At 62.6% G+C, this 11,459-nt stretch carries 8 protein-coding genes; 6 read left to right on the forward strand and 2 right to left on the reverse strand.

What is annotated here, in order from left to right:
* Positions 1-284: 284 nt before the first annotated feature.
* From V4529_15875 to V4529_15895, 5 genes are all read left to right on the forward strand, one after another.
* On the forward strand, positions 285-1,085 hold the full coding sequence (locus V4529_15875) for an FHA domain-containing protein (protein ID MES2359816.1): 801 nt from the start codon (positions 285-287) through the stop codon (positions 1,083-1,085).
* Between the two features lie 12 nt (positions 1,086-1,097).
* Positions 1,098-3,560: a protein kinase gene (locus V4529_15880; protein ID MES2359817.1), complete on the forward strand. Its 2,463-nt coding sequence runs from the start codon at positions 1,098-1,100 to the stop codon at positions 3,558-3,560.
* 7 nt (positions 3,561-3,567) lie between these two features.
* Positions 3,568-6,030 (forward strand): Ig-like domain-containing protein, encoded by a 2,463-nt coding sequence (locus V4529_15885; GenBank protein ID MES2359818.1) that lies wholly within the window; start codon positions 3,568-3,570, stop codon positions 6,028-6,030.
* Positions 6,027-6,923, forward strand: a complete 897-nt coding sequence (locus tag V4529_15890; protein ID MES2359819.1) for a hypothetical protein — start codon at positions 6,027-6,029, stop codon at positions 6,921-6,923. The genes V4529_15885 and V4529_15890 overlap by 4 nt, the downstream gene beginning before the upstream one ends.
* A gap of 182 nt (positions 6,924-7,105) precedes the next feature.
* Positions 7,106-8,314, forward strand: a complete 1,209-nt coding sequence (locus tag V4529_15895) for an Ig-like domain-containing protein (GenBank protein ID MES2359820.1) — start codon at positions 7,106-7,108, stop codon at positions 8,312-8,314.
* Here the strand turns inward: V4529_15895 and V4529_15900 are convergent.
* On the reverse strand, positions 8,311-8,451 hold the full coding sequence (locus tag V4529_15900) for a hypothetical protein (protein MES2359821.1): 141 nt from the start codon (positions 8,449-8,451) through the stop codon (positions 8,311-8,313). The genes V4529_15895 and V4529_15900 overlap by 4 nt on opposite strands.
* A 149-nt stretch (positions 8,452-8,600) precedes the next feature.
* On the opposite strand from V4529_15900, the gene V4529_15905 reads away from it, so the two are divergent.
* Complete coding sequence (locus V4529_15905; GenBank protein ID MES2359822.1) at positions 8,601-9,896, forward strand: glucoamylase family protein; 1,296 nt, start codon at positions 8,601-8,603, stop codon at positions 9,894-9,896.
* A 158-nt stretch (positions 9,897-10,054) separates the two neighbouring features.
* On the opposite strand, the gene V4529_15910 is transcribed toward V4529_15905, so the two are convergent.
* Positions 10,055-11,434, reverse strand: coding sequence for a hypothetical protein (locus V4529_15910; protein MES2359823.1), 1,380 nt, complete (start codon positions 11,432-11,434; stop codon positions 10,055-10,057).
* Positions 11,435-11,459 lie beyond the last annotated feature (25 nt).

The raw sequence follows: 11,459 nt of genomic DNA on the forward strand, positions 1-11,459 counted from the left end.
CTGCCGGCATTCTGCGACCGGCCAACCTGCCTGGCGGATGGAAGTCCTCACGGTCCTGGCGGCCAGCCCTTATTTTCCAGAACAGGCAACATGGGCCCGTCTTGTGCGGTATAGGGAGAAATCGGGCCGCCGCGTGAGGTCATCACCGCGGAGAGGCTGGCGTACCTTGCGGCGAGGTAGTGCGATCCGATAGTGGACCCCAGGATCGGGTTCATTGGATTGCAGGTGGCGCTGGCTGGCACGCAGCCGGCGAAGTCCGGGTTCTGATTTCCACTACTGCTCAGATGGACATCGCACTGGTAATAGTAGCTCTCCTGCTCTTCGTCGTCGGACCGGTGGTCGTGGTGAACCGCGACCTTCTATTCAACCGCTCCGCCACGAAGCGCAGGCAGTATACCGAGCCGCCGCTCCCATTTTTGATAATTCCGACCTCGCCGGACTCGTCCGACATCCAGCCTGCTGGTACCGTTCCGTGGCGAGCCCGTGCCCCGATGCGTCCCTCCGTCGAAGAAACGGCTGAAGTGGACGAAGAGCCTTTCGAACGATCGTTCGACAGGCACGCGGATTACTCGGAGGTGGCCGATAACACGGCCAGCGGACGGCGCCAGACGCCTTCGGTCGACCTTCCCGTAGAGCCGATTCGCGTCGCGCCGCTGGCCGACGTTCGGGGTGGCATCGAAGAAGCCGATGACATGGACGAGCCGTCGCCCGACGCCACTGTCGTCTTTCACCGGCCGATGGACGAGGCTGTGCAGATCCTGCCCGGCCGGCTCCACGTCCTGTCCGGCGAGGCGGCCGGAAAGGATTTTCGGCTGGTGAGCAGGATCGGTGAGGCGCCACACATCGTGGTAGGACGCGAGACGGGTCCGCCGTACCGGCACATCACGCTCGAGGCACCCACGGTCAGCCGTCGCCATGCGCGCATCGATTTCGTGGATGGGCACTGGACCATCACGAACCTGTCCAAGACCAATCCTGTGCTCGTGAACAATCGTGCCCTCCTCAACGGTGGCACCGCGCGGAAACTATCCAACGGTGACTGCATCGAGCTGGGTGAAGTGGCGCTGCGCTTCCTCGCGAGCTGACAGTCACGCACGATGGACATGACGTTCCCGGATAGCCTGGCGCAGTCCGCGCTGAATCCACCGCCGGATCTTGCTGGTGCCGCTCCGTTCAGCGATTCGTACGAGCTGATTCGTGAGATCGGTCGCGGCGGCATGGCGATCGTCTATCTGATGCGCGAGCGTGCAACGGGGATCGAGCGCGCCGTCAAGGTGATTCACACCAAACACCTCGACGATGAGGAGGCGCTCGCGCGCTTCGATCGCGAGGCGCGCCTGGTTGCGCAGCTGCAGCATCCGAACATCGTTGCGACGCACTCCGTACGATGGATCGAAGCTGTGGGCTTCGGACTGGTGATGGATCACGTCCCGGGCCGCACGCTCAAACAGATGTTGCGCGACGGGCCCAAGATCGCATTCGATCAGGCCACGTGCATACTCAGCGACATCGCCGCTGCACTGAGCTTCGCGCACGAGCGGGGCATCGTGCACCGCGACGTCAAGCCTGAGAACATCTTCATCGACGAATCATCCGGCCGCGCGCTGCTCGCCGATTTCGGCATCGCGCGCTCGGTCAGCAACGACACGCAGCAACTGACGCTCGCCGGCGTCGCGATCGGAACGCCGACCTACATGGCGCCGGAGCAGATCGACGGATCGCTCGTCGATGGTCGCAGCGATCTCTACAGTCTCGGACTCGTCGGCTGGGAAATGCTGACCGGGCGGAGGCCGTGGGATGGCGAGACGTTGTACAACGTCATCTATCATCAGAAGCACGACCAGCTTGCGGCAATCGACGCACTGCGACCGGAAACGCCGGTGCGAATGGTGGCAGCGATCGAGCGACTGCTCGAGAAGTCTCCGGCCGACCGGTGGCAGTCCGCCGCGCAGTTCCGGGACGCGCTCATATCCGATGCACCGATCCCGCGCAGGCGTGAATTCGTAGCGCCCGCGCCGGATGAGACCATCGCCATGACGATCTCACCTGCGCACCAGGTTCGGAGCAGGATTCGTCGCGTCGCACCATTCGCGGCGATCGGCGCGGCGCTCGTGAGCGCGACGTTGCTGTTTGCGTGGCCCGTCTCGAACTGGGTGCCGCTCATCAGCGGCGGAAGCAGCGGTGCAACGCACGCCGCACCGAAGCATGCTGCCGCCGCTCCCGTACCTCATTCACCAGTTGGTAACTACGGCAGATACGACTCGGTCGGCGCTGGAATCGTACCTGCGGCCGGCGCAGCGCAATCGGCGAGCGATCCATCTGCAACCAACGTCGATTCAAGCGCAATCGCAGCCACGGCTGCGCACGACTCGAGCACGCTCAAGTCGACTCAAGCGCTTGCCGCGCCAAAGGGCGCAGCGACAGTACCGGAATCCGCAGCACAGGCGAACGTACCGACGACGATGCCGCTCCCCGCAGCGCCGGCGCCACTGCTCGTAGTGGCGAGTGGCCGCTCGACGATCGCGGCTGGTGGTGCACACACCTGTCTCATTGCGCTGGCAGGCGCTACCTATTGCTGGGGCGCCAACAGCAGCGGTCAGCTCGGCACGGGCACGTCGCAGGGTGCAGCGCCAACGCCGACGGCGGTTACCGGCAGCACGCACTTCTCCAGCATCTCCGCCGGTCTGTCGCATACGTGCGCGCTTGCACGCGGCACGGTCTACTGCTGGGGTAACAACGACCACGGACAGCTCGGCGACGGCACCCACGCGTCGCACGACACACCGATGCGTGCCGCACTGGCACGGTCGCTGACATCGGTCGTGAGTGGAGCGGGATTCAGCTGCGGTCTGGCAAGCGATGGCACCGCGTATTGCTGGGGCGCGGGAAACCGCGGTCAGATCGGAGATGGAGCCGCGAGCGAGCGAGTAACGCCCGAGAAGGTTGCCACGAACGTTTCGTTCGCGATGCTCGCGGCTGGATGGAACCACGTGTGCGGGTTGACCGAGGCCGGACGCGCGTACTGCTGGGGCGCGAACGACTCCGGACAGCTGGGTGACGGCACGATTGGCGATCACTCCAGTCCGACGCCGGTGCGAAGCGACGTTCGGTTCACGGCTCTGAGCGCGGGAAGCGCACACACGTGCGGCACCACGGCCAGCGGAGCCGCGTATTGCTGGGGCGACAATCAGTACGGCCAGTTGGGCGACGGCACGCATGGTACGCACTTCACTCCGACCGAAGTGAGCGGCAGCGCGCACTTCATTGCGTTGTCGGCGGGAAGCGTGCACACCTGCGCGTTGACGCGGAGTGGCGATGCATGGTGCTGGGGCCGCAACACGTACGGCCAGCTTGGCGACGGCTCCACGGTCACTCGCACGATACCAGTACCGGTTTCCGGTGGTCACGCATTCACGACAGTGAATTCGTTTGGATCACACACGTGCGGTACGACGGAGACCGGTGATCTCTTCTGCTGGGGTTACAACCTTGATGGACAGTTGGGCGACGGAACACGCGAGCATCGTCTCCGCCCGACGTACATCGAGAAACCAGCCTGAGAGCCTGATGCGCATGCGGCGTGAATCGCTCGCGTCGCGAGTCCACCAGTTCTGGATCGACTGCCGTGCTATCATGGCAATCGCTGCGCTTATCGCGTGCGGCGGCTCGACGGATTCGGTGGCGCCCGGCGGCGGCGGTGGTGGCGGTGGAGTTCAGATCGCCATCACGCCCAACGCTCCGTCGATCACAGTCGGCGCGCAGGCTACGTTGCAGGCGGAGGTACGCGGTGCGAATGGGCAGGTGATCTCCGGCGCGACCGTATTCTGGTCCAGCGCTGACACGAATGTCGTTACGGTGTCATCGGCGGGAGTCATTACCGGCAAGTCCGTCGGAAATACACAGATCGCAGCGAGTTCGAGCGGCGCCTCGGCTGTAGCGACGGTCACGGTTCAGCAGATCCCGGTCGCGTCGGTGGCTGTGCTTCCATCGGCGGCGACGCTCGTGATCGGTGGCACTGTCACCTTGCAAACCGTAGCATACGACGCGAATGCCAATCCTCTCAGCGGACGGTCGATCGTCTGGGCCAGCTCGGCGTCCCAGGTCGCGACGGTGGATGCATCGGGCAAGGTCACCGCGATCGCCGCCGGTACGGCAACGGTGAGCGGAACTGTCGAGGGGAAGACCGCATCTTCCGCGATCACTGTTACCGTTGTTCCCGTTGCAGCAGTTGCCGTTGTACCCGGATCTGCTGCGCTCGACGTGGGTGCATCCAAGGCGTTCAATGCAGTTGCAACGGATGCGAACGGTAACACGCTGACTGGGCGTCCCATCACGTGGGCGTCCGCGAATACGTCGATCGCAACTGTGAGTACTGCCGGTCTCGTCACTGGTACGGGTGCGGGCACTACGAATATCACCGCGACCGCGGAAGCCAGGACGGGAACGGCGCAGGTCGTTGTAACGGCGACGACACCGCCGCCACCGATTCCGGTGGCGTCGGTCGTGGTGGCTCCGGGAACCGCGAGCCTCAACATCCGTGGATCAATCACGCTTTCCGCAACATTGCGCGACGCGAACGGTGCTACTCTGTCCGGGCGCACGATTACGTGGTCCAGCAGTGCGACGACGATAGCGACCGTAACGAGCACGGGCGTCGTCAACGCAATAGCGCCCGGCTCGGCGACGATCACGGCGACCAGCGAGGGCAAGAGCGGAAGTGCGACGATAACCGTTCTGCCACCGGCGCCACCGTCGGTTGCATCAGTGACAATCCTTCCGAATGGTGCAACGATCGATTCCGGCAAGACGGTGACACTGACTGCTACAGTACGCGATTCTGCGGGTAACGCATTGAGTGGACGTCCTGTATCCTGGAGCAACAACGGGTCGTCGGTCGCAACGGTGTCACCAAGCGGTGTCGTCACCGGCGATACACTTGGATCAGCACCCATTACGGCCAGAAGCGATACGGCCAGCGCATCCGTAATTGTCACGGTACGCAGGGTGCCCGTTGCCTCCGTAGTAGTCGTTCCGAGCAGCGCGACTATACAGGTAGCCGCAACGGTGACGCTGACGGACACCACAAAAGACGCTTCAGGGAACGTGTTGGCTAATCGCCCAGTCACTTGGGTATCCAGCGCTCCGGCAATCGCATCTGTCGACGCGAGTGGAACCGTTACAGGACAAGCGGCCGGCACTGCGACGATCACAGGGACGCGCGAAGGGAACACTGGCACGGCAAGGATTACAGTGATTCCGATACCGGTGGCGACCGTCACGATTTCGCCGCCCAATCCGTCGGTAGTTGAGCATCTGACGGCAAGTCTGTCAGCGGTCACCAAAGATAGAAACGGCAACACCCTGTCGGGACGCACAGTCACGTGGTCGATAGTATCGACGTCGGTTGCGACGATAAACGCAAACACTGGCGTCGTCACAGGAGTCAGCCCCGGCACTACCACGGTTACAGCAACGAGCGAAACAATACCTGGTACGACAACGCTGACCGTAACGGCGGCGCCCGTCGCCACCGTCATCGTCGCGCCGCAGACCGCCTCACTCATCGTCGGGGCGACACAAGCATTCACCGATACGACCAAGGATGCGCCCGGCTTCGTGCTTACGGGACGTGTCACGACGTGGACGTCGAACAAACCGGGCACCGCAACCGTCAACCAGACGACAGGGCTCGTTACTGCGGTAGATTCGGGAACCGCCATAATAACCGCGACGAGTGAGGGCATAACCGGTAGCGCAACGGTTACAGTTTCGCTGGTACCGGTTGCAGCGGTAACGGTTACCTCTTCGCGCCCGAGCCCGATGGTCGGGCAGACCGCCCAACTGACAGCGAGCCCAACGGACGCTGGAGGTAACCCACTCTCCGGACGTGCCGTCACATGGACGTCAACGGATCCTACAGTGGCGACGGTAGATTCCAATGGCCTTGTCACCGTGCTCAATGCGGGAAGCGTGACAATCGACGCGCTGATCGATGGTACGACTGGGTCGATTACTTTCTTGATACCATGACTAACGCACCATTTCGTGGACTGCGCACTGCAGCGCTCTTGCTGATCGGATCCTTCATCTCGGCTTCCAGCGGTCGCGCCCAGACAACGCCGACCGACGTAGCGCGATCGACATTGCCCAGTCGCTGCGTCAGTATCGTGGGACCGCTCGCTCCCGTTTCGGACAGCGCAAGATCGGCCGCGCAGCTGATCGCCGGACGCGCACAGGCCGCGTCGATCGTCGGTGACAACGCGGCCGCGACGTCGTTGTACCAACAGGCTGCGAATCTCAATCCGACCGATCCCAGCATCGCGTACGCACTCGGCCGCGAATACGAAGCCACCCACGACGAGCGCGCGATGCGCGAGTATTGCCGTTTTCTCGCGATCAACCCCGGTGCCGCCGAAGCGAGCGACGTGCGTCAGCGAATTGCAGAACTCGCGCTCGCACTCCCGCCCGACACCACAGTCGTGCGAATACCAGTCGCTGCGTCGGCCCCGCACATGCCGGCTCCGGCTGGTGTGTTCCTTGGCGGCCTGATCATTCCCGGACTCGGCCAGATGACGACGCATCGCCCGTTTGCGGGGGTGCTCGTGCTGGCGGTCTCCGGCGGCGCGGTTGCGTACGGACTGCAATCGCAGAACAAGGCGGTGCAGGTAACTCACACCGCCATCGATCCGCTCGGTCACAGCTATACCTATCAAACGACCGAGACGCGCAGCGAGCGCCCCAACGCCGCTGTGGGGCTCGGAGCGGCAGCTGGCATCGCCGTCATCGCGGCAATCGAGGCCGCCAGCCACGCACACTCCGCCCGTAGCGCGGCGGCCGCGCAGGGATCGGCGCGCGGAATGTCTGCGGCACCTCTGCTGGCGTTCGGGCCGAGTTCCGTTGGCTTTGGGCTGAGCATCCGCTAGAGCCCCGTTCGGCCATACGGTGCGAAGCCATTTGCACCGCGGGTTTCAGTGACATGGGCGCGACTTGTGCGTAAGGGAGTCCTGTCTCCGTCACTGGCCCCGGATGAGAACTTCTGTCGCCACAGCACATTTGTCAGCTCCTTCTGGAGCCCGCCTCAGAACGCATTGGGTTGGGTAGATCGATGCTGCGTCGCCGTCAGCCTCAATTTTTTCAGGCAAATCGCTTCACTGCGGTATTCCTCGCTGTCGTAGTAACCACCGGATTTCTCGCGTGTGGCGGCAGTGGATCGGACTCCGTGGCGCCCACGAGTCCGACACCCGCTCTGATAGCGATCAGTCCGAACTCACCCGCAGTCGCCGTCGGCGCACAGATTGCCCTGCAGGCGCAGGTGCACGATGCCAGCGGCCAGCTCGTGCCTGGCGCGACCGTCTTCTGGTCCAGCAACGACACAAGCATCGTTTCGGTATCACCGGCTGGTGTCGTAACCGGGAACAGCGTTGGAACGACCCAGATCGCGGCGAGCTCCGGCGGGCAGTCGGCGGTGGTCCCGGTGACCGTGCTACCGGTCGCCGTCGCGTCCGTCGCCATAGCTCCGGCAACTGCGACGATCACGATCGGTGGAACGGTGACTCTGCAGGGCATCGCGTATGACGCGGGTGGAAACACGCTGACCGGACGTACCGTCGTCTGGGCCAGCTCGGCGCCACAGGTTGCGACGGTCAATTCCTCGGGTCAGGTGACGGGCGTTGCAGCCGGATCGGCAACCGTGACGGGAACTGTCGAAGGCAAGACAGCATCATCGGCGATTACGGTGACAGTGATCCCCGTCGCTGCTGTCGCAGTGAGTCCGGGATCGGCAGCGCTGGATGTCGGCCAGTCGGCATCGCTGACAGCGGTCACGACCGATGCGAACGGAAACACACTGACCGGTCGGACGATCACCTGGGCGTCAGCGAATACGTCGATAGCCACCGTAACCGCAGCCGGTCTGGTGAAGGGAATCGGCGCCGGGACGACGACGATCAACGCGACCTCCGAGGGGAAGGCCGGAACGGCTCAGGTGGTGGTGACGGCAACGACACCGACACCACCACCACCGCCGCCACCGACGACGACGGTCGCGTCGGTGACGGTCAGCCCTGCCTCCGTCACACTCACCAACAACCATCCAAAGACTCTGACTGCGAAAGTTGTAGACGCGAACGATCACGTGATCAACGGTCGCACGATCACCTGGAGCTCCAGCGACAGCAGCCACGTTTCAGTCACCAGCACAGGTGCAACCACCGCTGCGATAACCGCAGTAAGACATGGTACCGTCTTCGGCATAAGGATCACTGCGACCTGCGATGGCGTCTCTGGTACTTCGATTGTGACGCTGACGTATTAGCGCAGCGCGTACAGCCACGTCGCTACGTCGCGCGCTTCGCGCTCCGACACACCGAGATCCGGCATCGCCGTCCCTGGCTTCACATTGCGCGGAAATCGAATCCACAGCACGAGAGTTCCAGGAGTGGTCGGCAACATTCCCGCAATGTGCGCCGGCCGGCGGTTCAATCCGGCGACGGAAGCTGCGGTCGGCTCTTCTGTTGGATACGTGGAAGTGTCTTTTTGTGCGCTTTCGGCCGAGTGAGTACTTTCCGCTCGTGGTGCACATTATGCCTCGACGTAACGCCATGACCACGCCTGTCGACGACAAGCTACTTGATAGACTGCAGCAGAAGACGTTCAGCTACTTCGTGAACGAGGTGAATCTCGACAATGGCCTCGTGCGCGACAGAACGGAAGTCAACGCACCATCCAGCATTGCGGGAACAGGCCTTGCCCTTGCCTCGTATCCCGTGGGTGTGGAGCGCGGATACTTCGAGCGCGACGATGCCATCCAGCGCACGCTCTCATGTTTACGTTTCTTTGCGAAAAGCACGCAGAGTACAGACAGAAATGCGACTGGCTACAAGGGGTTCTACTACCACTTCCTGGACATGCAGACGGGCCGCCGCGTCTGGAAGTCCGAACTGTCATCCGTCGATTCTGCGTTCCTCCTGGCGGGAATGTTGACAGCGGCAGAATATTTCACACGCGATACACAGGAAGAGCGCGAGATCCGCGCGCTTGCGACACAGCTCTACGAGCGCGTCGACTGGCAGTGGATGCTCAACAACGGCCCCACCCTCTCGCACGGATGGACGCCGGAACGTGGCTTCATGCGCTATCGCTGGCAGGGCTACAGCGAGGCGCTTCTGCTCTACATACTCGGCCTTGGCTCGCCGACGCATCCACTGCCCCAGGAGACGTACACGGCATGGACATCGACGTACAAGTGGAAGAAGATCTACGGCACGGAGTTTCTGTACTCCGGTCCGTTGTTCACACATCAGCTATCGCACGTCTGGATCGACTTTCGCGGCATCCGCGACCCTTACATGCAGCAAAGGGAGTCGGATTATTTCGACAACAGCCGGAGTGCGACACATGTCCAGCGCAAGTACGCGATCCGTAATCCGATGCAGTTTGCCGGATACGACGAGTCATGCTGGGGTCTCACGGCAAGCGATGGCCCGGCCCGGATCACATGCCGCGTCGATGGTATCGTGCGACGCTTCTACGACTACATGTCGCGCGGCGCACCCTATGGTCCCGACGACGGTACGATCGCTCCGTGGGCCGTCGTCGCCTCGCTTCCCTTTGCACCCGATATCGTGCTACCCGCGATCAAGCAATTCCATCGATTGAAATTGATGGAACCCAATCCGTACGGGTTCCCGACGGCGTTCAACCGGACCTTCCCGACGAAAGACGCCGGAACGATCGGATGGATCTCCCCCAGTCACTGCGGACTCAATCAGGGCCCGATCGTCCTGATGATCGAGAATCATCGCACGGAGCTGATCTGGAAGCTTATGCGCAACTGCTCTTACATCGTCACCGGATTGCGCCGCGCGAAGTTCGCGGGCGGATGGCTGCAGAGTTAGCGGGGGCCGGGAATCAATCGCTCGACAATAACGACATCGCGCCAGACGCTGTCGAGCTGGGCATGTTCTTCGTACGTCCCCACCGATGAACGGGGACGAGATCTGCGAATACTCGGCGAGTACACGAAGAACCTTACCTTGGAAGACTGACACACGTGTCATTCGCGCACGGGCTTCACACCTTCGGGCGCGCGCGGATATCCCACAACATCGACTGTCCATCCACGCTTGCGCAGACGATTGGCAACCATCGTCAACTGCGCCGGCTCTCCGATCGCGCTCGAGTACGCCCAGCGAAGTGACGGCGAGTACAGAAGAAGAGCACCCTGCAGATTCGGAACGTCAATTGGCTCAACCCAGAGGGAATCACGACCCGCACCTGAGAGCTTGATCCACTGGCCCCGAGCGACAACGTGAAGCGTGCTCAGCGGCGCGCCATAGTTCTTGAGCGACGCGGAATCGCCCTTCGCGCCAGGCTGTGCCACGTAAATCGGCAGTCCTTTCCTGGACACCCACGATGCGCCGCCCGACGGAGACGCCGTCCCCATTATCGCGCCAATCACTTTGCTGCCAGAGTCGTTCGAAGCCAGCCAACTCGCAGCACGTGCGGCGTTCAAGGGCAGGTTTCCCGGTTCGAGAAGCACCCAGCCTTTGCCGACCTTTACAGCCGCGACCGGGCCACCCGGCGCTTGGAATACCGCGATCATTCGATCGGGCGCAAGGCGCGCGTTGGTCAGAGGCAGGTCGGCCATCGGATGACGTGCGTGCGCCAGATATTCCGATCGAACGGAGTCGCTCAGCACGAGTGAATCAGCTGGAAGCGCAGGATTGAACGCTACCGACAGCACGGTCATGCGCTTGTACGGTCTTCCCACTCTTGCGATGTCCCACTGCGCAGGAGTCCGCACATGTGAAGCGGGGTCGGTGCGCCACTGAGAGTACCAGACTTCGACAGTCATCGGTCCCCACGGAGCGAGCCCAAAGTCGTTGGACTCGTCAGCGTGATAGCGTGCCATCGTCAGAAAGCCGTCGCTACGACGGAAGAACGCCGTCGTCGGGAATCCGTCAATCGTCGCCGAGACAGCCGCCTCCTGGATTCCGCCTATCACGGTGTCGGGGCGCGAGCGCAGATCCGAAGCGTTGCGAAGTAGCAGCACCAGGCGGTCGGGCGTAAATGCGAACAGCTCGCGCCGTTCATCGATGTATGCAACGTTCAGTGCAGTCCAGTTGTCGACGGTCCTGCCTGCATTGGCGACGCTTGGAAGTGGCGTCGTGCTGTAGCGAGCAGCCACTGTGTCGATCACAAGATCGGTGACTTCGGTCCACCGAGGTCCGGCAAATCTTCGCACATTGCGCCACGTGCGCGTCGTGTAGTCACGCATGTCGCTGTTCAGCTCGTAGCTCGGGGCGTCCTCGAACGGTCGTGGAGCGAAGTTCGTCGACAGCCACTGCGTGACCATTGAATAACGCGCCGTCCGAATACCGCGAAGCGCATCCAGACCACCCATCTGCGCGATCGCCGAGTCGACAGTCGCCATGGCCCGCAAGTCCGTCCGGGCGGTG

The organism is Gemmatimonadota bacterium (assembly GCA_040388625.1).
In the GTDB taxonomy this organism is placed as follows: domain Bacteria; phylum Gemmatimonadota; class Gemmatimonadetes; order Gemmatimonadales; family Gemmatimonadaceae; genus Fen-1247.